Annotated in this window: 17 protein-coding genes; 7 read left to right on the top strand and 10 right to left on the bottom strand. The window is 71.6% G+C overall.

Annotation, left to right across the window (positions count from 1 at the left end; all coding sequences use genetic code 11):
- Positions 1 to 112 precede the first annotated feature (112 nt).
- From pgl to PGN25_05060, 10 genes are all read right to left on the bottom strand, one after another.
- Positions 113 to 844 (bottom strand): 6-phosphogluconolactonase, encoded by a 732-nt coding sequence (gene pgl / locus PGN25_05105; GenBank protein ID MEH3116992.1) that lies wholly within the window; start codon positions 842 to 844, stop codon positions 113 to 115.
- Positions 841 to 1,833, bottom strand: a complete 993-nt coding sequence (gene gnd, locus PGN25_05100; protein MEH3116991.1) for a decarboxylating 6-phosphogluconate dehydrogenase — start codon at positions 1,831 to 1,833, stop codon at positions 841 to 843. The genes pgl and gnd overlap by 4 nt, the downstream gene beginning before the upstream one ends.
- Positions 1,834 to 1,952: 119 nt before the next feature.
- The gene (locus PGN25_05095) at positions 1,953 to 3,548 is read right to left on the bottom strand and encodes a cytochrome c (protein MEH3116990.1); all 1,596 of its coding nucleotides are present in this window, start codon (positions 3,546 to 3,548) and stop codon (positions 1,953 to 1,955) included.
- Positions 3,549 to 3,593: 45 nt separating this feature from the next.
- A complete protein-coding gene (locus PGN25_05090; protein ID MEH3116989.1) occupies positions 3,594 to 3,959 on the bottom strand; it encodes a hypothetical protein in 366 nt (121 codons plus the stop codon).
- A 3-nt stretch (positions 3,960 to 3,962) separates the two neighbouring features.
- Complete coding sequence (locus PGN25_05085) at positions 3,963 to 4,460, bottom strand: tryptophan-rich sensory protein (GenBank protein MEH3116988.1); 498 nt, start codon at positions 4,458 to 4,460, stop codon at positions 3,963 to 3,965.
- Positions 4,457 to 5,650 (bottom strand): geranylgeranyl diphosphate reductase, encoded by a 1,194-nt coding sequence (locus tag PGN25_05080; GenBank protein ID MEH3116987.1) that lies wholly within the window; start codon positions 5,648 to 5,650, stop codon positions 4,457 to 4,459. The genes PGN25_05085 and PGN25_05080 overlap by 4 nt, the downstream gene beginning before the upstream one ends.
- Positions 5,651 to 5,654: 4 nt before the next feature.
- Positions 5,655 to 7,052, bottom strand: coding sequence for a BCD family MFS transporter (locus tag PGN25_05075; protein MEH3116986.1), 1,398 nt, complete (start codon positions 7,050 to 7,052; stop codon positions 5,655 to 5,657).
- Positions 7,049 to 7,936, bottom strand: a complete 888-nt coding sequence (gene chlG / locus PGN25_05070) for a chlorophyll synthase ChlG (protein ID MEH3116985.1) — start codon at positions 7,934 to 7,936, stop codon at positions 7,049 to 7,051. Before chlG ends, PGN25_05075 begins: the two co-directional genes overlap by 4 nt.
- 124 nt (positions 7,937 to 8,060) lie before the next feature.
- Positions 8,061 to 9,518 carry a transcriptional regulator PpsR gene (ppsR, locus tag PGN25_05065; protein MEH3116984.1) on the bottom strand — a complete coding sequence of 486 codons (1,458 nt, stop codon included), beginning with the start codon at positions 9,516 to 9,518 and terminating at the stop codon, positions 8,061 to 8,063.
- A gap of 26 nt (positions 9,519 to 9,544) precedes the next feature.
- The gene (locus PGN25_05060) at positions 9,545 to 10,426 is read right to left on the bottom strand and encodes a cobalamin-dependent protein (GenBank protein MEH3116983.1); all 882 of its coding nucleotides are present in this window, start codon (positions 10,424 to 10,426) and stop codon (positions 9,545 to 9,547) included.
- Between the two features lie 260 nt (positions 10,427 to 10,686).
- On the opposite strand from PGN25_05060, the gene bchF reads away from it, so the two are divergent.
- Genes bchF through PGN25_05025 form a run of 7 tightly spaced genes read left to right on the top strand, consistent with a single transcriptional unit; the run spans position 10,687 to position 20,898 of the window.
- Positions 10,687 to 11,190 (top strand): 2-vinyl bacteriochlorophyllide hydratase, encoded by a 504-nt coding sequence (bchF, locus tag PGN25_05055; GenBank protein MEH3116982.1) that lies wholly within the window; start codon positions 10,687 to 10,689, stop codon positions 11,188 to 11,190.
- A complete protein-coding gene (locus tag PGN25_05050; GenBank protein MEH3116981.1) occupies positions 11,187 to 12,461 on the top strand; it encodes a ferredoxin:protochlorophyllide reductase (ATP-dependent) subunit N in 1,275 nt (424 codons plus the stop codon). Before bchF ends, PGN25_05050 begins: the two co-directional genes overlap by 4 nt.
- A gap of 5 nt (positions 12,462 to 12,466) precedes the next feature.
- The gene (gene bchB / locus PGN25_05045) at positions 12,467 to 14,053 is read left to right on the top strand and encodes a ferredoxin:protochlorophyllide reductase (ATP-dependent) subunit B (protein ID MEH3116980.1); all 1,587 of its coding nucleotides are present in this window, start codon (positions 12,467 to 12,469) and stop codon (positions 14,051 to 14,053) included.
- Positions 14,028 to 17,756 carry a magnesium chelatase subunit H gene (locus PGN25_05040; protein ID MEH3116979.1) on the top strand — a complete coding sequence of 1,243 codons (3,729 nt, stop codon included), beginning with the start codon at positions 14,028 to 14,030 and terminating at the stop codon, positions 17,754 to 17,756. The genes bchB and PGN25_05040 overlap by 26 nt, the downstream gene beginning before the upstream one ends.
- Positions 17,753 to 18,646, top strand: coding sequence for a ferredoxin:protochlorophyllide reductase (ATP-dependent) iron-sulfur ATP-binding protein (bchL, locus tag PGN25_05035; protein MEH3116978.1), 894 nt, complete (start codon positions 17,753 to 17,755; stop codon positions 18,644 to 18,646). Before PGN25_05040 ends, bchL begins: the two co-directional genes overlap by 4 nt.
- Before the next feature lie 15 nt (positions 18,647 to 18,661).
- Positions 18,662 to 19,456, top strand: coding sequence for a magnesium protoporphyrin IX methyltransferase (bchM, locus tag PGN25_05030; protein ID MEH3116977.1), 795 nt, complete (start codon positions 18,662 to 18,664; stop codon positions 19,454 to 19,456).
- Positions 19,453 to 20,898 carry a BCD family MFS transporter gene (locus tag PGN25_05025; GenBank protein MEH3116976.1) on the top strand — a complete coding sequence of 482 codons (1,446 nt, stop codon included), beginning with the start codon at positions 19,453 to 19,455 and terminating at the stop codon, positions 20,896 to 20,898. The genes bchM and PGN25_05025 overlap by 4 nt, the downstream gene beginning before the upstream one ends.
- Position 20,899: the final 1 nt, after the last annotated feature.

Below are 20,899 nucleotides of genomic sequence, written 5' to 3'. Positions count from 1 at the left end.
AGTCGTCGATGATCGGCCGTTCATACACCGGCAAGGTCGGCGGCAGAAATGAGGCACGACGGCTCCGGGAGCGGGAAACTCAATTCGGCGTACGGGATCGCCCTGCGCCGGGTCAGGCCCCGGCCGCCTCGCGGTCGATGAACCACGTCACCTTTCCGGCACTCTCGACATGGCCGGCCGGCAGATCCTCGCCCTCGGCGAGCCTGCGCAGCGGATCGCGCTTCCCCGCGCCGTTGACGAGGAACAGCGTCGAGCGCGACGAGGCCAGGGCCGGGAAGGTCAGGGTGACGCGCGGCACGAACGGCTCCATCCCCGCCTCCGGCACCGGCGCCACCCAGGCCTCGCGCTCGGCCAGTGCCGGCTTGCCCGGAAACAGCGAGGCGGTGTGTCCGTCGCCGCCGAGCCCGAGCAGCACGAGATCGAACAGCGGCCGGTTCGGATCGAGCCGGTCTGCCCCGTAGAAATCGCGCAACGTCGCCGCGTAACCGCGCGCGCCGGCCTCCGCTCCCTCGTCGGAGGGGATGAAGTGCAGGTGCGTCGCCGGCACCGGCGCGGCGCGGCCGAAGGCCTCGCGGACCATCCGGACATTGCTCAGGGGATCGTCCCAGGGCACCACCCGGTCGTCGCCGAAGAACCAGTGGATGCGCGGCCACGGCACCCGTTCGGCGAATCCGGGCGAGGCGAGCAGCGTGTAGAGGCGCTTCGGGGTCGAGCCGCCGGAGAGGCAGATCGCGACGCGCTCGCCCTCCGCGCTCGCGGCCATGGCGAGGAGATGCTCGGCCGCCGCGCGGGCGGTCGCCTCCGCATCGGCCGTCAATTCGGTGTTCGCGGGAAGCGGGATCACGACGCGGGACCCCGGCGCGGCGGTTCCTGATGGCCGCCGAAGCCTTTCCGCATCGCGGAGAGCAGCTTGTCGGCGTAGCTCTCGTCCTCGCGGGAACGGAAGCGGCGGTAGAGAGCGCTGGAGAGGACGGTCGCCGGGACGGCCTCCTCGATCGCCGCGTTGATGGTCCAGCGGCCCTCGCCCGAATCCTCGACGAAGCCCGAATAGCCTTCGAGACGCTCGTCGCCGGCCAGCGCCGCGGCGGTGAGGTCGAGGAGCCAGGAGGAGACGACGCTGCCGCGCCGCCAGACCTCGGCGATGTCGCCGAGATCGAGATCGAAGCGGCGTGCCTCCGGTATGTCGGGGGCGTTCGCGTGCCGCAGGATGTCGAAGCCCTCGGCGTAGGCCTGCATCAGGCCGTACTCGATGCCGTTGTGGATCATCTTCACGAAATGACCGGCGCCGCTCGGCCCGGCATGGATGTAGCCCTGCTCGGCGCGAGGGTCACGCGCCTCGCGGCCGGGCGTGCGCGGGATCTCGCCGAGGCCCGGCGCCAGGGTGCGGAAGATCGGGTCGAGGCGATCGACCGCCTGCTTGTGGCCGCCGATCATCATGCAGTAGCCGCGCTCCAGCCCCCAGACGCCGCCGGAGGTGCCGACATCGACGTAGTGGATGCCCTCGGCGTCGAGGTCGCGGGCGCGGCGCACGTCGTCCTGGTAGAAGGAATTGCCGCCGTCGATGATGCAGTCGCCGGCCTTCATCAGGCCGCCGAGCGCGGTCACCGTCTCCTCCGTGACCTGCCCGGCGGGCAGCATCACCCAGGCGGTGCGCGGCGCCTCCAGCTTGGCGACGAGATCCTCCAGGCCCGAGGCGGCGGTCGCGCCCTCGGCCGCCAGCGCCTCGACCGCCTTCGGATCGTGATCGTAGACGACGGCCGTGTGTCCGTTGCGCAGGAGGCGGCGCACGATGTTGCCGCCCATCCGGCCGAGGCCGATCATGCCGAGTTGCATTCGCTCGAACTCCCAAGACGGGGGCGGTCAGGACCCGCCGCGCGACCCCTCACGGTTCGCGGTTCGAACGTTTCGGCACCGGCCTCGTTCCCGCCAAGGGCAGGCCGGAACGCGCGGAATCAAGGCTTCGGCGGCGTGGTCGCGGAAGCCGGCGGCTGGCCGGGAGCGGCCTCCGCGCGCTTCTCCGGGTTCTTGACCTGGCTGTAGGCGACGTTGCCGAAGGAACCGATCGTCGCCGACCAGGGAAGCGGTTCCGCCTCGCCTTCACCACGGTTCGCCTTGCAGAAGGCCGAGAGAAGCCCGTTGACGATGGCAGCGTCGCCCGCCTGAGGTGCCGCGGCCTTCACCTGCGGAATGACGCGGGAGAGCACCGGCACGAAGTCGTCGGGCTTCAGCCCCTTCAGCGTGTCGCCGCCGGTGGCGCCCTCGATCCCGCTCTTGAGCGTCGCGTCGTCGATGGTCGAGCAGGTGTCGTTGCCGGCCATCATCGTCCTGATCTTGCCGCGCGCCGTCGCGACGATGCCGGTCTCGGAGACGACGGGCGCCTTGTTGCCCCAGGAATTGCGGATGTAGTCGGTGACGTCCTTGATCTGCTGGTCGGTCATCTCCTGGCCGATGGCCGGCATCGGCGCGTAGCCGTTCTGGGCGGCCAGACCGCCGACGATGACGTTGATGACGGTCTCGGGCCCCGCCGACTGGATCGAGGTGTTGCCGGCGAGCGCGGGAATCGCGCCCTCGACGCCCCTGCCGTCCGGCCGGTGGCAGGAGGAACAGTAGGTGAGATACGTGTCGGCCCCCGGCGCGCCGGGCTGGTTGAAGGCCTGGAGGTCCTTCTCCTTGTAGGTCTGCTTGGCGGGGACCGTGCGCAGATACGCGACCATCGCCTTGAGGTCGGCGTCGGTCATCTTCGACAGCGATTCCTCGATGGCCTGGCGCATGGGGCCGGCGGCCACGCCCGGCCGGTTGCCCGGCGCCGTGCCGGTCTTGAGGTAGGTCACGACGTCCGCATCGCTCCAGGCGCCGATGCCCTGATGCCCGTCCGGCGTGATGTTGGGCGCGTACCAGCCGTCGATGACGCCGCCGCCGAACCGGCCGGCGAGGCTCGAATTGCCGACGAGCTTGCGCTCGTTGTGGCACATGCCGCAATGGCCGAGGCCTTCGACGAGATAGCCGCCGCGGTTCACCTCCTCGCTGGCGTTCGGGTCGGGCTTGAAGCGGCCTTCCGTGAAGAAGGCGGTGCGCCAGGTGATGAGCGCGGTGCGGACGTTGAAGGGGAAGGGAATGCTGCTCTCCTCCCGCTTCTCCTTCACCGCCGGCAGGGACTTGAGATAGGCGAAGATCGCCCGCGTATCGTCGTCGGTCACCTTGGTGTACCAGCCGAACGGGAAGGCGGGGTAGAGATACTCGCCGTCGTCGCCGATGCCCTGGCGGAAGGCCCGCTCGAAGGTCTCGTAGCTCCACTTGCCGATCCCGGTCTCGTCGTCCGGCGTGAGGTTCGGCGTCTTGATGGCGCCGATCGGCGTATCGAGGGTGTAGTTGCCGGCCAGGAACTTGCCGCCGGACTTGGTGTGGCAGGCGGTGCAATCGCCCGCCGTGACGAGGTACTCACCGCGCTTGATCAGATCGGCATCGCCTCCCTGTGCGAGAACCGGAGTGGTGGAGAGAAGCGCGGCGAGCGCCACCCATCCGGAGCCGAGAGCGGTGAGGCGTGTCATGGGCCCGATCTCCAGATGGTGGGACGGCTCCGGGAAGAATCGTTCTTAAGTCACGGGGGGACGCGCACCGAACGCCGGCCACCGTCGGTTGTTCCAGAGTGTCTCGTCACAGCCGTGCGAGCTTGTTCGGCGGCCTGCACGAAACCGAAGCAGCATCTCGGCGACGTGGGCGAGGAGTGCCGCCGACAGCCAGCCCGCGACGACCGGCCAGACGGCGCCGACGAGCGCCGCGCGCAGGGCCAGCATCAGCGCGGCGCCTGAGGCGAGGTTGCTCAGGAGCGCGCCCGCCGCCGGGCCGCGGCCGAGGCGCATCCTCAGGCCCAGCAGCAGCAGCGCCTCCAGCGCGACGAGGACGAGGATCGCGTCGACGATCCGCCCCGAGGCGAAGAGCGAGGCGAAGAGTTCGGCCACCGCTCACGCCTCCCGGAAGCGAGGGTTGAGGCGGACGATGGTGCGATTCAGGCAGGCGGCGACGCCGACCCAGGCGAGATAGGGCAGGTTGAGGAGGCCTGCGACGGTCGAGACGTGGCCGACGGTGACCGTCACCGCGACGATGGAGAGCCACAGCAGCACGACCTCGGCGAAGGCCCAGTCCGGCCGGCGCAGGCGGAAGAAGATCACGCTCCAGGCGATGTTGAGCGCGCCGTTGACGGCGAAGACCGCGAGGAGCCGGGCGCGGACGGCAGGCTCCGGAGCGGCGTTCCAGGCCAGGACCGCCGAGGTCGTGGTCAGGGCGAAGATGACGGCCCAAATCGGGCCGAAGGCCCAGTCCGACGGCTTCCAGGCCGGCACCCGCAGGCGCCGGTACCACGTGTCGGTGCGGGTCGCGACGCCGCCGGCCACGGCGACGGCGACCGCCACGAGGCCGGCGACGACCGGCGGTCCCCAGCCACCCGCGAGCGCCCCGGTCACGGCGAGACCCAGCGGAACAGGTGAGCGAGATCCTTGAAGAAGATCCGCGCGTGGGCGGCGGGCTTGGCCCGCACCAGCTCCTTGTTCATGTAGGCGTCCCAGGTGAGCTGCTGGACGTCCCGGTCCTTGCAGATCGCGACGAAGCGCTCGCGCAGGGCGTCGCTGCGGTACCAGACCCACTGCATCATCCCGAGGATCCAGAACACGCGCCCGTGCAGCCGCATGAAGCGCTTCCGGGCCTGAGCGAGGGTGCGGGCATCGCCCGTCGCGAGGAAGGCCTGCGCCGCCTCGGCCGCGAGGCGCCCGCCGAGCATCGCGTAGTAGATGCCTTCCCCCGAGGCCGGCGCGACCACGCCGGCGGCATCGCCCGCGAGCAGCACGTCGCGGCCGTTGTCCCAGCGGCGCAGGGGCTTGAGCGGGAGCGGCGCGCCCTCCCGGCGGATCGTGTCGCAGGCATCGAGGCCGGTGCCGGCGCGCAGGTCGCGGATCGCGCCGCGCAGGGAGAAGCCCTTGCGGGCGCTGCCGGTGCCGACGCTGACGGTCTCGCCGTGCGGGAAGATCCAGGCGTAGAAATCGGGCGAGAGCCGGCCCTGATAGTAGACGTCGCAGCGCGCGCCGTCGTGCCCCGCATCCGCCGGGCGCCGGACGATCTCGTGATAGGCGAAGACCTGCCGCATCCGGGCGTGGCCCGGAATCTCGGCGCGGCCCAGCGCCGAGGTCGCCCCGTCGGCCCCGATCACGAGGCGGGCGCGCACGCGGCCCGCCTCGCCGCATTTTCCGAGCCTGAAATGGATCGTGGCGAGGCCCGGCTCTTCGCGGGTGACGCGCTCGAACAGGCCGTCGCGCAGTTCGGCCCCGGCGAGCCGCGCGCGCTCGCGCAGGAAGGGGTCGAAATGCTCGCGGTCGACCATGCCGACGAACCCCTCGCCGACCGGCATGTCGACGTGGCGGGTGCTCGGCGCCACCATCCGGGCGCTGCGGATGCGGGCGACGAGGAGCGAATCGGGGATCGCGAAATCGCGGATCAGCCGCGGCGGGATCGCGCCGCCGCAGGGCTTGATGCGTCCGGCCCGGTCGAGGAGCAGCACCCGCCGCCCGGCGGTCGCCAGATCGGCCGCCGCGGTCGCACCCGCGGGACCGCCGCCCACCACCACGACGTCGAAGATGTCGGAAGCGCCGTGGTCCACCATGCCGCTACCTCGCGTCGAAGCCGGGGCTGAGCTGGAAGGAGGCCGTCTCGGCCAGCGGATTCCCGCTCAGCGGATTCTTGCGCGGGTTCTTGCGCCGGCCGACGGTGGCGTGCTCGACGCTCAGGCCGATCAGCAGGGCGACGAGGAAGAGAACGCTTTCCGCGGCGAACACGGCGGCGTAGGCGGTGACCGGCTCGGACGCGACGAGGCGGGCGAGATCGACCGCGAGCGTGCCGAGGAAGCCGCCGGCGCCGAAGGCCACGCCCTGCGCCGCGCCCCAGACGCCCATGCGGGTGCCGCGCTCGGCCTCGCCGCCGCGGCCGGCCAGCGCCATCATCGAGCCGATCGCCGCCACCGCGTAGACGCCGTTGCCGAAACCGAGCCCCGCCACCGCCGCGCGCAACGGAAAATCCGGCCCGATCGGCCCGCCGACGGCGATCGCCGCGAGCGCCGCCGCCGAGAGCGCGCAGCCGATCGCCGTCCAGAGCTTCAGCGACCCGAGCACCGGCCCGCCGATGAAGACGGTGATGCCGGCGACGACCAGCATGCCGGCGAGCACGCCGCCGTGCTGGAGCCCGGCGAGCTTGGTCGTCGCCCCCGGCGTCATCGCGAAGACGAGGCCGGCATAGGGTTCGAGGATCAGTTCCTGCGCGCTGTAGGCGAGCATCGAGGCGAAGATGAACAGGGTGAAGCGCCGCGCCGCGGGCTCCGCCAGAACCTGCGCCAACACTTTTCGGAACGGCGGCTTTTCGACCGGTCGCGCCGCGCCGACGGGAGGCCGGCGCGGCTCGATGCCGGTCACGGCGAGCCCGGCGACGGCGAAGGCGATCAGCGAGACGGTCCCCGAGACCGCGACCAGCCGCGCGCCCGAGAACGGATCGAGGAAATGCCCCGCGAGCGGCGCGGTGACCGCGAAGCCGGCGATCATCATCACCCAGACGATGGTGGCCGCGGCTCCCCGGCGGCCGGCCTCGACGCCGGTGGCGAGCAGGACGAGGAGCGAGGTGCCCGCCGCGCCCGCGCCCATCCCGACGAGCAGGAAGGAGAGGACGGCGAGCGCCAATCCCGCCGCCACGTGGTGCGCGGCCAGCGCGGTCGCCGCCGCCGCGCCGAAGCCGCCGAGGCAGAGCGCGGCCATGCCGCCGACGATCCAGGGCGTGCGGCGTCCGCCGACATCGGAGCCGTAGCCCCAGCGCGGCCGCAGCACCTGCGTGGCGTAGTGCAAGGCGACGAGGCCGCCCGGCACGATCGCCGGCAGCGCCAGTTCCACCACCATCACCCGGTTGAGGGTCGAGGTCATCAGCACCACGACCGCGCCGAGCGCAGTCTGGACCAGGCCGAGCCGGACGATCCGAGCCCAGGAAAAGGCGAGGGAAGGCTGCGTCAGGGAAGGCCGCGTCATGGCCCCACCCCTTGCACGAGGGGGCGAAGGGCGAAAGCCGAAGCCAGCATGCCGAGCACGTAGAGCGTGGTGCCGGTGCCGTTGTACCAAGCGGCGCGGGCGCGAGGCTCCTTGAGGAAGCGCGCCATCAGGACGAGCTGTCCGGCCAGCAAGGCTCCGACGAGCGCGGCATGCCAGGGCCGGTCCCAGCCGAGGAGCAGAGCCACCACCGCGACCTGCGGCACCGCCATGACGAGGCAGGCGAAGCGGGCCGCGCGCTGCGAGCCGAGTTGCACGGGCAGGGAGCGCAGGCCCATGGCGCGGTCGCCCTCGATCGATTTGAAGTCGTTGAGGGTCATGATGCCGTGGGCGCCGACCGAGTAGAGCAGGGCGATCAGCAGCACCCGCCGGTCGGGCATCGCGGCGGCCATCACCGCCGCGCCGGTGAACCAGGGCAGCCCCTCGTAGCAGAGCGCGACCGCGGAGTTGCCCCACCAGCCGTTGCGCTTCAGCCGCAGCGGCGGCGCGGAGTAGATCCAGGCCAGCACGAGGCCGAACAGAGCCGCGCCGAGGATCCACGGTCCCAGCATGGCGGCGACGAGCAGCGACAGCATCGTCCAGCCGGCGGCGAGGTAGAGCCCCCACCGGCCCGGGATGCGCCCGGAGGGAATCGGCCGGTCCGGCTCGTTGATCGCGTCGACGTGGCGGTCGAACCAGTCGTTGGCCGCCTGGCTCGTGGCGCAGACCAGCGGCCCGGCGAGCACGACGCCCGCGGCGATGACCCACCATTGCCCGGAGGGCGTCTGGCCGGAGGACACCACGCCGCAGCCGAAGGCCCACATCGGCGCAAACCAAGTGAGCGGTTTGAGAAGCTCGACGACGGCGCTCGGAGCTGGCGTGGCCATGGCGGCAAGCTAGGAGTTCGCCGCCGCATGTGTCAAGCAAACTTTACACAACGCTGCCGACGCGTCCGCTCCGGCCACAGCGCCGGAGTGATCGCATTATAGTGCGACAGAACCGAAGCCGGCTTCAGGCCGTCAACTCAGGGTCGTCGCCGTCGAGATCGCCGATGCCGTAGCGGCGCATCTTCGCGTAGAGACCCTGCCGGCTGAGGCCGAGCATCTCGGCGGCGGAAGCGCGGTTGTCGCGGGTGATTCGCAGGGCCGCCTCGATGCACAGCTTCTCGATCAGATCGGTGGTCTCGCGCACCAGGGCCTTCATCGAGACGCGTCCCACCAGCTCGGTCATCTGCTCGACGGAGCGCGGCAGATCGTGTCCGCCGGCATGGACCGGCGCCGCCCGGCGCGGCGTCGCCCGGATGGTGAAGCCGAAGCAGGGCGGCTCGGCCTGCGTCGCGGAAACGGCCGCGACCTCGACCTCCTCCACCGATCCGTAATCGCCACGCAGAACGGTCGAGACGTGCCGGACGGAGCCATGGTCGCGCAGCATGCCGAACAGCGCCGGGGTTTCGGCCTCCTCGCGGCCGAGCCAACGGTCCAGCGGTTGCCCGCGCACCTGCTCCTCCGTGGCGAGCTGCGCCAGATCGAGGAAGGCGGGATTGGCCGTGAGGATGCGGCGCGCCGGATCGGTGACGACGAACCCTTCCGGCATGCGCTGGATCAGGTCGAGGGCGGCCCCGTCGAGGCCGGAGGGCTCGGCCTGCTTCGGCGCGAGGGCCGAGAGCCGCAACAGCACGGAGGTCGCGCTCTCGCCGCGAAACAGGGAGGCGGAGACCCGCGCCTCGCCCCGCCGGCCCGCCAGCCGCGCCACCAAGTCGGTGGCCTGCCCGGTGACGCGCAGGCCGGCGAACAGGCTGTGCAGATCCCGCAGGCTCGCCGCATCGAACAGGTCGACGGCGTCCTGCCCGACGATCCGCCTCTGCGGCCGGCCGAGCAGCCGCATCGCCGCCGGGTTGACTTCGGTGACGCGCCGCGTGCCGGCATCGGCCACCAGCACCGCCTCGCCGGAGAGCTGGAACAGCAGCTTGTAGCGGGTCTCGGCGGCGCGCAGGCGATCGTAGTCCCGCTCCAGCGCCTGCTGCGTCTCGGCAAGGCGCCGCTGGAGTGCCGCGACCGCCCGCAGGTCCTGGCCGACCACGATGATCGGCCCATCCTCGCGCGTGCGCAAAGTGGCGTAGCGGATCGGCAGGTCCGTGCCGCTCGGCGAGGGATGGTTGACCTGGCGCCAGCGGGTGATCGCGCCCGGCGCCGCGTCGCGCAGCAGCGCGTCGATCTTCGGCCGGCTCTCGACGGTCACCGTGTCGATCCAAGGGCGGCCGAGCCAGGCCTCGATGCCCTCGCCCTCGAACTCGGCGCGGCTCGATGCGGTGTCGCGAACGATGCCCTTCTGATCGACGACGAGGGAGAGGTCGGAGGTAGCCGTGATCAGAAGACCGGCGGCCTCGCTGTCGAGGAGACCGGCTGCCTGCTGCAGCGCCGGAGAGGGGCGCCGAGGAGAGGGGCTCGCCAAGCTGCTCAAGATCAACACTTCGTGATGGCGCGGGAGGCGCCCTTTCAACAGGCCCGCGCGCGCATTTCAAGCAAGCTTTCGGCGATCAGCGGCGCGAGGCGCGCGTCCTCCACCGTGGCGTCCGCGCCGACGAGGCGCGTCTGGTTCGGATTCCGAGCGAAATAGGGACCGCCGACCAGAACCTTGACGGCGGGATTGCACGAGGCGGTCCGCAAGGTGCGGATCGCGACCGGCATCGCGGGCAGGTATACGTCGCAGGACAGCGTCAGGCCGACCACGTCGAACCAATCGGAGCCGATCAGCGTCTCCGGGTCGGATCCGGGGCCGGCGATGGTCACGTCCCATCCCGCCTCGCGAAAGACGGCCGCGACGATCGACAGGCAGAAGACGTGGGATTCGCCCGGGCAGGGCAGGAGCAGAACGCTGCGCCCGGCGGGCTCGACGGCATCGTTCTCGAACCGCAGGCAGAGGTCGCGCGCCGCCGCCTGAAGGCGGCCGAGAGCGACCGTCACCTGCAGGAAGTCGCAGGCATCCTCCTCCCAGAGACGCCCGAGATGCCGGGCGACCGGCGCGAGGAGTTCGACCAGCACGCCTTCGAGCGTCAGTCCCCGGTCGAGGAAGCGCAGGAGATGCGGAGCGAGGTCGGTATCCGCCCGAGCGAGGAGCAGGCCGCAGAGACGCTCGACCTCTTCTGCCGCAGGCCGATGGTCCGAAGCCGGAACCGCGGTGAGTCTGCGATCGCGGTGGGCCAGCATCAGGCGGGGAAGGATCTCGGCCTCGACCACGCTGGCCAGCCGGCCGCGCATCCCCTCCGCGTCGGGCGTGCAATCGAAGGCCGAGGCCGCCAGCGACTCCGCCAGAGCACCGCATCCCGGTGCCAGGGCCGGAAGCTCAAGGCGCTCGCCGAAATGCCTCCAGCCTCCCATGGGCCCCTCCCCAGGACGCGACCCGGCACGTTCAACTGCAATTTAATGCAGCACGTCGTGCCTGAGCAACGGATGCGTGTAAGGCCACGATACGCTTCCTTTCGGGAATCGCAACATCCCTTTCATGCGTTACGTCCGGGACGCCTGTCATTGTTTATGATCGTCAACTTGGATTGACACTCTTCGGGGGCTGGGCCTAGGCTCCGCATCAGTCGAGATCCCGCGCTAGACGGGATCGGGAGCGAGCGAGGGCGGACGCCATGCGTCAGCGCCAGGGCCGGCACAGACCGCTCTACACGAGCGCGGAACGTCAGCGGCGCGACGCCTCGCCGTGGACGCTGGTGCAGGGCGTGCTGGCACCCCTGCAGTTCCTCGTCTTCCTGGCGAGCCTCGGGCTGGTGCTGCGCACGCTCGCCACGGGGCAGGGGGCGGAGGCCGCCAACGCCTCCGTCGTCGTCAAGACGCTCGTCCTCTACGCGATCATGGTGACCGGCTCGATCTGGGAGAAGGCCGTGTTCGGCCGCTACCTGTTCGCGCGGGCCTTCTTCTGGGAGGACGTGTTCAGCATGCTCGTGCTGGCGCTGCACACGGCCTATCTCGTCGCGCTCGCCACCGGTCTTCTCGATGTGCCCGGCCTGCTCGCCCTGGCGCTCGCAGCCTACGCGGCCTACCTCGTCAATGCCGGCCAGTTCCTGCTGAAACTGCGCGCGGCCCGCCTCGAAGCGCCGCCCTCCACCGCCTTCGCCGGGGAGGGCGCCCGGTGAACGCGCATGCGCCCGTTCCCGCTGCCGCCTGCGGCGTCGCGATCCGCTCCGAGCGGGGGCAGCGGGCGGTGTTCTGCGGGCTCACCGGCATCGTCTGGCTGCATCGCAAGATCCAGGACGCGTTCTTCCTCGTCGTGGGCTCGCGCACCTGCGCCCACCTGATCCAGTCGGCGGCCGGCGTGATGATCTTCGCCGAGCCGCGCTTCGCGACCGCCATCATCGACGAGCGCGACCTCGCCGGCCTTGCCGACATGAACGAGGAACTCGACCGGGTCGTCACCCGCCTGATCGAGCGGCGGCCCGACATCCGGCTGCTGTTTCTCGTCGGCTCCTGCCCCTCGGAAGTGATCAAGCTCGACCTGTCGCACGCAGCCCTGCGGCTGTCGCAGCGGCTGGCACCGGACGTGCGGGTGCTGAACTATTCGGGGTCGGGCATCGAGACGACGTTCACGCAGGGCGAGGATGCCTGCCTCGCCGCGCTGGTGCCGGAGCTGCCCGCGGCCGGGCCGGCGGACGGCGACACGCTGCTCGTCGTCGGCGCGCTCGCCGACGTGGTCGAGGACCAGTTCGCGCGGCTGTTTTCCGCCCTCGGCATCGCGGTCCGGTTCTTCCCGGCGCGCCGGGCGGGACAGATGCCCCCGATCGGCCGCGGCACGCGCCTGCTCCTGGCCCAGCCCTTCCTCGCACAGACCGCGCGGGCGCTCGAAGAGCGGGGCGCCAAGTGCATCGCCGCGCCGTTCCCCCTCGGGGCCGAGGGCACGACCGCGTGGCTGCGCGCTGCGGCGCGAGCGTTCGCCGTCGATCCGGCCCGCTTCGAATCGGTGACGGCGCCGGGCCTGCGGCGGGCGCGGCAGGCGCTGGCGGCCCACCGTGAAAAACTCGCGGGCAAGCGCGTGTTCTTCTTCCCCGATTCGCAGCTCGAAGTGCCGCTCGCCCGCTTCCTCTCGCGGGAACTCGGCGCGGCACTGATCGAGGTCGGCACACCCTACCTGCATCGCGGCCACCTGGCGGCCGAGATCGCGCTGCTGCCCGGCGGGACGGCGGTGGTGGAGGGCCAGAGTCTCGACGACGGACTCGACCGCTGCCGGGCGGCGCGCCCCGACCTCACGGTCTGCGGCCTCGGCCTCGCCAACCCGCTGGAGGCGGAGGGGCTGAGCACGAAGTGGTCGATCGAACTCCTGTTCACGCCGATCCAGGGCTACGAGCAGGCCGGCGACCTCGCCGAACTGTTCGCGCGCCCGCTCGACCGGCGCGCGCGGCTGGAGGTGTAGCCGCGATGCAACTCACCGTCTGGACCTACGAGGGACCGCCGCATATCGGCGCCATGCGGGTCGCCACCGCGATGGAGGGCCTGCACTACGTGCTGCACGCGCCGCAGGGCGACACCTACGCCGACCTCCTGTTCACGATGATCGAGCGGCGCGCCAAGCGCCCGCCGGTCACCTACACCACCTTCCAGGCCCAGGATCTCGGCCGCGACACCGCGGCGCTGTTCAAGGACGCCGTCGCCGCCGCCCACGAGCGCTTCCGGCCGCAGGCGATGATCGTCGGCGCCTCCTGCACGGCGGAGCTGATCCAGGACGATCCCGGCGGCCTCGCCCGGGCGCTCGATCTGCCGATCCCGATCATCCCGCTCGAACTGCCGGCCTACCAGAAGAAGGAGAACTGGGGCGCCTCCGAGACCTTCTATCGATTGGTGCGGGCCCTGTCCGGTGCGCCCGTCGCGCGGCCCTCCCGCGAGGCCGGCCGGCCCTCGTGCAACATCCTCGGCCCCGCCGCGCTCGGCTTCCGCCACCGCGACGACCTGATCGAGATCCGCAAGATCCTCGACGGGCTCGGCATCGCCGTGAACGTGGTCGCGCCGCTCGGTGCGACGCCCGCCGATCTCGGACGGCTGGGTGCGGCCGACTTCAACGTCGTGCTCTATCCCGAGATCGCGCGAAGCGCCGCCCAGTATCTGGAGAAGGCGCACGGCCAGCCCTTCGTCGACGTGGTGCCGATCGGCGTCGGCGCGACGACGCGGTTCGTGAACGCCGTGGCGGCGCTCGCGAAGGTCGATCCCGGCCCCGTCCTCGCCGACGCGTCCTCGCGCCTGCCCTGGTACGCACGCTCGGTCGATTCGACCTACCTGACGGCCAAGCGCGTCTTCGTGTTCGGGGACGCCACCCACGCCCTGGCCATCGCCCGCGTCGCGACGCAGGAACTCGGCTTCGAGCTGGTGGGCCTCGGCAGCTACACCCGCGAGTTCGCCCGCGAGGTGCGGGCGGAGGCGGCGCTCCACGGCATCGAGGCGACGATCACCGACGACTACCTCGACGTCGAGGCGGCGATCCAGGCGGCCTCGCCCGAACTGGTGCTCGGCACGCAGATGGAGCGCCACGTCGCCAAGCGGCTCGGGATTCCCTGCGCGGTGATCTCGGCGCCGGTCCACGTGCAGGATTTTCCCGCCCGGCACTCGCCGCAGATGGGCTTCGAGGGCGCCAACGTCCTGTTCGACACGCTCGTCCACCCCCTGATGATGGGGCTGGAGGAACATCTCCTCGGGATGTTCCGCGACGATCCCGAATTCCACGATGGCGCCGCCCCCTCGCATCTCGGCCGCGGGCCGGGCAGGTCCGCAGAAGCCGTGGAACGGGCGCCGGAGGCCACGCCCCCCGCTCCGGCGTCCGCACCGATCCGCGTCGAGGGTCTCGACGCGATCCGCACCGCCTGGGCCCCCGATGCCGAGAAGGAGCTGAGGAAGATTCCGTTCTTCGTGCGCGGAAAGGCCCGCGCCAACACCGAGCGCTTCGCCCGCGAGCGGCAGCTCCCGCTCATCACCCTCGAGACCCTCTACGATGCCAAGGCGCATTTCGGCCGATAGGCCCACGATCCGCGTCGTCATCGTCACGCTCGACAACCATTTGGCGAGCGCGGTGGAGCGGGCGCGCCTGCGGCTGGCCACCGAGATGCCCGGGCTCTCCTTGAGCTTCCACGCCGCCGCCGAGTGGGAGACCGACGCCGAGGCGTTCCGGGCCTGCGAGGCGGAGATCGCACGGGCCGACATCGTGGTCTCGGCGATGCTGTTCCTCGACGAGCACGTGCGGGCGATCCTGCCGGCCCTGCAGGCGCGCCGCCCGGCCTGCGACGCGATGGTCGGCTGCCTCTCGGCGGCCGAGATCGTGCGCACGACCCGGCTCAACCGCTTCGACATGAGCGGCGCCAAGCGCTCGGCCCTCGATTTCCTGAAGCGGCTGCGCGGCAAGCCGGGCGCGGAGGGCAACGCCGCCCGGCAGATGGCGCTGGTGCGCAAGCTGCCGAAGATCCTGCGCTTCATCCCCGGCTCGGCGCAGGACGTGCGGGCCTATTTCCTCACCCTGCAATACTGGCTCGCCGGCTCCGACGAGAACGTGGCGAGCCTCGTGCGCTTCCTGGTGCAGCGCTACGCCGCCGGCCCCCGCGCGGCGTGGCGGGACATCGCCGCCGCGCCCGCGCCGCAGCACTATCCGGAGACGGGGCTCTACCATCCGCGCATGGCCGGCCGGATCGGCGAGGACGCCGCGGCGCTGCCGAGCGTGCCCGGCGCGAAGGGCCGGGTCGGCCTGCTGCTGATGCGCTCCTACGTTCTCGCCGGCAACACGGCGCATTACGACGGCGTCATCGCCGCGCTCGAAGCCAGGGGCCTCTCGGTGGTGCCCGCCTTCGCCGCCGGGCTCGACAACCGCCCGGCGGTCGAAGCCTTCTTCATGGCCGGCGGCCGTCCGGCGATCGACGCCCTGGTCTCGCTCACCGGCTTTTCGCTGGTCGGAGGTCCGGCCTACAACGATGCCGCCGCCGCCGAGGCGACCCTGGCGCGGCTCGACGTGCCCTACCTCGCCGCCCACGCGCTGGAATTCCAGACCCTTGAGCAGTGGGAGGCCGGCGACCGCGGCCTGTCGCCGGTCGAGGCGACGATGATGGTCGCGATTCCCGAACTCGACGGCGCCACCGCTCCGACGGTGTTCGGTGGCCGCTCCTCGGCGTCGGGCCCCGGCAACGCCCGCGACATGCGCGTGCATCCCGAGCGCGCCGAACGGCTCGCCGCCCGCGTCGCGCGCTGGGTCTCCCTGCGGCGCAAGGCCAGGGCCGAGCGGCGGCTCGCCGTCGTGCTGTTCAACTTCCCGCCCAATGCCGGCGCGACCGGCTCGGCCGCCTTCCTCTCGGTCTACGCTTCGCTGCTGAACACCCTGCGCGGCCTCAAGGCCGAGGGCTACGAGGTCGACCTGCCGGAGAACGCCGACGCGCTGCGCGAAAAAATCCTCGGCGGCAACGCCGCCCGGCTCGGCACGCCGGCCAACGTCCATGCCCGCGTCGGCGCCGAGGCCCATGTCCGGCGCGAGACGTACCTGCCCGAGATCGAGGCGCAGTGGGGTCCGGCGCCGGGCCGGCACCAGAGCAACGGCGCCGAGATCTTCGTGCTGGGCGCGCCGTTCGGCAACGTCTTCGTCGGGGTGCAGCCCGCCTTCGGCTACGAGGGCGACCCGATGCGGCTGCTGTTCGAGCACGGCTTCGCGCCGACGCACGCCTTCTGCGCCTTCTATCGCTGGCTGCGGGAGGATTTCTGCGCCGATGCCGTGCTGCATTTCGGCACGCACGGAGCGCTCGAATTCATGCCGGGCAAGCAGACCGGCCTGTCCGCCGCCTGCTGGCCGGAACGGCTGATCGGCGATCTGCCGAATGTCTATCTCTACGCCGCCAACAACCCTTCCGAGGGCACGCTGGCCAAGCGCCGCTCGGCGGCGACGCTGGTGAGCTACCTCACGCCGAGCCTCGCCGCGGCCGGGCTCTACCGCGGGCTGGCCGATCTCAAGGCCTCGGTCGAGCGCTGGCGCGGCCTCGAACCCGAGGCGACGGCGGAGCGGACGGCGCTCGCCGCGATCATCCAGGCCCAGGGCGCGGCCGTCGATCTCGCTCCCGCCGAACCGGCCTGGGAGGGCGACCCCGCTCCTCGCGTCGCGGCGCTCGCCGCCGCTCTCGCCGAACTCGAACAGACGCTGATCCCGCACGGTCTGCACGTGGTCGGGCAGGGCACGCCGCCCGAGGAACGCGTCGACCTCCTGCTCGCCCTGGCGGATGCCTCGCACGGCCTCAAGCCCGCCCGCGCCGGGATCGAGCGGCTGATCGCGGGCGCGAGCCTCGGCGAGGCGCTCGCCGCCGCCGGCCTGCCCGGCGACGAGACCCACCGCGCCGCCTTCGCCGACCTCGCCCGGATCGACCGCGACCTCGCCCGCGACCACGAGATCCCGGCCCTGCTGCGGGCCCTCGACGGGCGCTTCGTGGCGCCGGTGGCGGGCGGCGACCTGCTGCGCAACCCCGCCATCCTGCCGACTGGCCGCAACCTGCACGGTTTCGACCCCTACCGCTTGCCCTCCGCCTTCGCGCTCGCCGACGGCGCACGCCAGGTGGCGCGGGTGCTGGAGCGCTACGTTGCGGACGGGCGGCCGCTGCCGGAAAGCGTCGCCCTGGTGCTGTGGGGAACCGACAACCTGAAGAGCGAGGGCGGCCCGATCGCCCAGGCCCTGGCGCTGATCGGCGCCGCGCCCCGCTTCGACGGCTACGGCCGGCTCGCCGGGGCCGAACTGATCCCGCTCGAACGCCTCGGCCGCCCGCGCATCGACGCGGTCGTCACCCTGTCGGGCATTTTTCGCGATCTCCTGCCGCTCCAGACCAAGCTGTTGGCGGAAGCGAGTTTCCTCGCGGCAAGCGCCGAAGAGCCGGCCGAGGCGAACTTCGTGCGCAAGCACGCGCTGGCGATCCAGGCCGAGCGGGGCTGCGACATCGAGACGGCGGCGCTTCGCGTCTTCTCGAACGCGGAGGGCGCCTACGGCGCCAACGTCAATCATCTGGTGGAATCCGGCCGCTGGGACGACGCGGACGAACTCTGCGAGACGTTCTCGAAGCGAAAGAGCTTCGCCTACGGCCGCTCGGGCCGCCCGGCGCCGCAGCGCGACCTGATGAAGGCGGTGCTGTCGCGGGTCGATCTCGCCTACCAGAACCTCGACTCGGTCGAACTCGGCGTCACGAGCGTCGATCACTATTTCGACGGGCTCGGCGGCATGGGCCGGGCGGTGGCCCGCGCCAAGGGCGCGAGCGTGCCGATCTACATCAGCGACCAGACCCGCGGCGAGGGCCGCGTCCGCTCGCTCGACGAGCAGGTGGCGCTCGAAACCCGCACCCGGATGCTCAATCCGAAATGGTACGAGGGCCTGCTCGGCCACGGCTACGAGGGCGTGCGCCAGATCGAGGCGACGCTGACCAACACCGTCGGCTGGTCGGCCACGGCCGGCGCGGTGCAGCCCTGGATCTACGAGCGCATCACCGAGACCTTCGTCCTGGACGAGGCCATGCGCGACCGGATGGCGACGCTCAATCCGACCGCCTGCGCCAAGGTCGCGAGCCGTCTGATCGAAGCGCATCGCCGCGGCTTCTGGACCCCCGACGCGGCGATGCGCGACGCGCTCGACCGCGCCGAGGAGGCGCTGGAGGACCGGCTCGAAGGCGTCACGCCAGGATCGCTGTCCGGCATCACCGCAGGAGTCGCGGCATGAACATCGCCATCCGGAACCCCGTACCGCTGCGCCGCGAGGAGGGCAGCCTTCAGGTCGCGCTCGATCCCGCCGACCGGATCGAGACGGCCAAGGTCTTCGCGGTCTACGGCAAGGGCGGCATCGGCAAGTCGACCACCTCCTCGAACCTCTCGGTCGCCTTCTCGAAGCTGGGCAAGCGCGTCCTTCAGATCGGCTGCGACCCCAAGCACGATTCGACCTTCACCCTGACCAAGCGCCTCGCGCCGACGGTGATCGACGCGCTCGAATCCGTGAACTTCCACTCGGAGGAATTGCGCGCGGAAGACTTCGTGGTCGAAGGCTACAACGGCGTGAAATGCGTCGAGGCCGGCGGACCGCCCGCCGGCACCGGCTGCGGCGGCTACGTCGTCGGGCAGACGGTGAAGCTCCTCAAGGAGCACCACCTGCTGGAGGACACCGACGTGGTGGTGTTCGACGTGCTCGGCGACGTGGTCTGCGGCGGCTTCGCCTCGCCGCTCCAGCACGCCGACCGGGCGCTGATCGTCACCGCCAACGATTTTGACTCGATCTTCGCGATGAACCGGATCGTCGCGGCGATCCATTCCAAGGCGAAGAACTACGGCGTCCGGCTCGGCGGCGTCATCGCCAACCGCTCGGCCGGGACCGACGAGATCGACCGCTTCAACGCGGCGGTCGGCCTGCGCCGGCTGGCCCACTTCCCCGACCTCGACGTGGTGCGCCGCTCGCGCCTCAAGAAGTCGACGCTGTTCGAGATGGAGCCGTCGCCGGAGCTCACCGCCGTCACCGACGAATACATGCGGCTCGCCGAAGCGCTCTGGGCCGGCGTCGAACCCTGCGAGGCCGCGCCGATGAAGGACCGCGACCTGTTCGAGTTCCTTGGCTTCGACTGATCTTGGGTTCGACCGATGAGCACGCCCTACCTCACCCGCCGTTCGCAGCTCGAGACCTATTTCGACCGCACCGCGGTCGAGGCGTGGTCGCGCCTGACCTCCGACGCGCCGGTCTCGAAGATCCGCGCCACGGTGCGGGCCGGGCGCGACGCCATGCGGGCGAACCTGCTCGGCTGGCTGCCGGCGGATCTGGCCGGCCGGCGCCTGCTCGACGCCGGCTGCGGCACCGGCGCGCTCGCGGTCGAGGCCGCGCGCCGCGGTGCGGAGGTCGTGGCCATCGACGTCTCGCCGACGCTGATCGGGCTCGCCCGCGAGCGACTGCCGGCGATCTCCGGTCCCGGCTCGGTCGCGTTCCGGGTCGGCGACATGCTCGACCCCTGGCTCGGCCGCTTCGACCACGTCGTCGCGATGGATTCGCTGATCCACTACCAAGCGCCGGACATCGTCCGGGCGCTCGCCGAATTCTCGCTGCGCACCGACGGCAGCCTGCTGTTCACCGTCGCCCCGCGCACTGCGCTGCTGACCCTGATGCACGCCGCCGGCAAGCTGTTTCCGAAGGCCGACCGGGCGCCGGCCATCGTCCCGGTGACGGAGGGCGGCCTGCGCCGGCGGATCGCACGGGAGCGCGCCTTGCAGCGTTTCGCCGTGGGGCGGACGCGGCGGGTGAACAGCGGGTTCTACCTGTCGAACGCGATCGAGCTGACCAGAATCGCTTCCTCCGACCCACGCCCCCATCCCGAGGTGCCGCAGCGCAGCGGAGGCCTCGGGATGAGGGAAGAGGATGGGAACATGGGGGGGAGGCCCGCATGAAATCCGGCCTCGCCATCACCCGGGCGTTCCTGCGCCTCGGCCCGGCGATCCTTCCCTTCGCCGATGCGGCGACGAAGGAGCTGCCGCTCGGCCGGCTGATGCGTCTCTCGCTGTTCCAGGTCACCGTCGGCATGGCGGCGGTGCTGCTGATCGGCACGCTCAATCGGGTGATGATCGTCGAATTGTCGGTCCCGGCCTGGATCGTCGCGGTGATGCTGTCGCTGCCGCTGCTCTTCGCCCCGTTGCGGGCGCTCGTCGGCTTCCGCTCGGACACGCACCGCTCGGTGCTGGGCTGGCGGCGCGTGCCCTACATCTGGTTCGGCACGCTGCTGCAGTTCGGCGGGCTCGCCATCATGCCGTTCGCCCTGCTGATCCTGTCGGGCGACACCACCGGCCCGCTCTGGGTCGGCCATGCGGCGGCCGCGCTGGCCTTCCTGCTGGTGGGCGCGGGGCTTCACACCACGCAGACCGTCGGGCTGGCGCTCGCCACCGATCTCGCGCCGGCGCATGCGCGGCCGAAGGTGGTGGCGCTCCTCTGCGCCATGCTGCTCGCCGGCATGATGGGCAGCGCCCTGCTGTTCGGGCTGGCGCTCGCGCATTTCTCGGCGATCCGCCTGATCCAGGTGATCCAGGGCGCGGCGCTGATCACCCTCGTGCTCAACGGCGTGGCCCTGTGGAAGCAGGAGCCGCGGAACCCCGCCCGCACCGACAAATCCGCGCCGCGGCCGAGCTTTTCCCGATCCTGGCGCGGCTATGCCGGGGAGGGCGCGGCGCGGCGGCGCCTGGCGGCGATCGCCCTCGGCACCGCCGGCTTCTCGATGCAGGACATCCTGCTCGAACCCTATGGCGGGCAGATCCTCGGGCTCAGCGTCGGGCAGACCACGGCGCTCACCGCCATGCTCGCCGCCGGCGGCGGACTCGGGCTGATCGCGGCGGCGCGCTGGCTCAACCGCGGCGGGGACCCCTACCGGGTCGCGGCCGTCGGCACGGTGATCGGCATCGCCGCCTTCTCGGCCGTCGTCTTCGCCGCGCCGCTCGGCTCCGCCCGGCTGTTCGCGGCGGGCGTGACGCTGATCGGCATCGGCGGCGGCCTGTTCGCCCACGGCACGCTCACCGCCTCGATGGCGAAGGCCGGGCCGGAGGATACCGGGCTGGCGCTCGGCGCCTGGGGGGCGGCGCAGGCCACCGCCGCGGGCAGCGCCATCGCCGCGAGCGGCATCCTGCGCGATCTCGGCGCCGCGGTGGCGCAGTCGGGTGCCCTCGGCGAGGGCATGAACGAGCCGGCCATCGGCTACCTCATCGTCTACCACGTCGAGATCGCGCTGCTCTTCGCCACCCTCGTCGCGATCGGTCCGCTGGTGCGCGCGGATGCGCGCGCGCCCGACCGTCCGGACGAGATCCGGCCCCGTCCGTTCGAATCCTTCGTCAACCGTCCCACCTGAT

This window comes from Methylorubrum populi (assembly GCA_036946625.1).
GTDB classification, from domain to species: Bacteria; Pseudomonadota; Alphaproteobacteria; order Rhizobiales; family Beijerinckiaceae; genus Methylobacterium; species Methylobacterium populi_C.
Note: the sequence above shows the minus strand (reverse complement) of the source record. Positions and strands in the feature narration are given on the sequence as shown.